Origin of the sequence: Kineococcus indalonis (assembly GCF_009906395.1) — a bacterium.
Taxonomy (GTDB): Bacteria; Actinomycetota; Actinomycetes; order Actinomycetales; family Kineococcaceae; genus Kineococcus; species Kineococcus indalonis.
On record NZ_JAAALM010000731.1, the window covers coordinates 1 to 1,478 of the forward strand.

Genomic DNA, 1,478 nt, shown 5'->3' on the forward strand with positions numbered 1-1,478 from the left:
GTGCTGGAGGGTGGGGCGCGCGGGCGCCGCTGGTGGTCGCGCCCGGAGGAGCTGGTGGAGCAGACGCGCCGGCTGTTCTGCGGCCTGGGCGTGCTGTCGGCGCTGGTGCTGCTGCCCGCGGTCCTGCGCACGGCGGTGCCGGTCACCGCGCTGCTGAGCTGCGCGGTGATCGCGGCGCTGTCGCTGCTGTGGGTGCACCGCTACCTGTCCCGGCGCACCTCGCGGGCCGCCGACGCGGCCGAGGTCGCGCTGATCGCCGCGGCGGTGGCCGTCTTCGACCCCTCGCCGATCGCGCTGGGCATCGCCTTCCCCTCCGTGTGGTTCCGCTCCGTCTACGGCACCACCCGCGGGGTCGTGCAGCACTGCGCCCTGCTCGTGCTCGGCACGGCCGTCGGCGCGGGCCTGTGGGGGTCCGTGCCCGGCCACGACGGCCCCGGCGACGCCGGCACGGTGCTGGGCTGCGCGCCGCTGATGCTCACCACGATGGCCGGCGCCCGGCACCTGGCCGACGTCCTGTTCGCCCGCGAGCGGGGCCAGCGCCGCGACGCGGTGCTCAGCGAGCTGGGCCGGGCCCTGCTCACCACCACCGACCGCGCCGCGATCCTCGCCCTGGGCGAGCGCGCGGCCCGCGGGGTCTCCGAGGTCACCCCCGGCCTGGCCAGCGCCCTGGTGGAGGCCGCTCCCGACGGCGCGCGGGTGCGCACCTCGATCGGCGCCTGGCGGGGGCCGCTGCCGGCGGTGCTGCCCGACGTGGTGCTGCCCGCCGAGCCGCCCGCCGACGGTCGGCCGCTGCCGCTGAGCTCCGCCGCCCTGGACGGCGCCGCCGGCCGCCCCGGCCGCTGGGTCGCCGTGCCCGACCCCACCCTGGAGGGCAACTGGCTGGTCTCCGGCGCCCTGGACCGCTTCGCCGCCGAGGGCGTGCCCGCGATGGTCACCGCCTTCACGCAGGTGGCGCTGGCGCTGGTCAACAGCGAGGCGCACCGCGCGCTGAGCGAGCAGGCCCGCACCGACGCGCTCACCGGGCTGGCCAACCGCACCGCCTTCACCGAGGCCCTGGAGCGGGCGGCGGCCGAGCCGTCGGCGCGCTTCAGCGTCGCCTTCGTGGACCTGGACGACTTCAAGGTCGTCAACGACGGGCGCGGCCACGCCGCCGGCGACGCGCTGCTGCGCGCCGTCGCGGGCCGCCTGCGCTCGGTGGTGCGCGAGGGCGACCTGTGCGCGCGCCTGGGCGGCGACGAGTTCGCCGTGCTGCTGCGCGAGCCCGACGAACCGGCCGTCGCCGACCTGGCCGAGCGCGTCGTCGAGGTCGTCGTGCGGCCCGTGGACGTGCCCGGCGGCGCGGTGCGCGTCGGCGCGAGCGTCGGGGTGGCGCACCGCCGCCCCGGCGAGGACGCCGAGCAGGTCGTGCAGCACGCGGACGTGGCGATGTACGCGGCGAAGGCGGCGGGCAAGAACCGGGTGCGCGTCTTCGCCTGAGC

1 protein-coding gene is annotated in these 1,478 nt (G+C 78.5%); it reads left to right on the forward strand.

Translation table 11 applies throughout. The annotated features are described in order from the left end of the window. The coding region (locus GTR00_RS20660; RefSeq protein WP_166613404.1) for a diguanylate cyclase domain-containing protein at positions 1–1,476 on the forward strand (1,476 nt) is incomplete at its 5' end. Positions 1,477–1,478 lie beyond the last annotated feature (2 nt).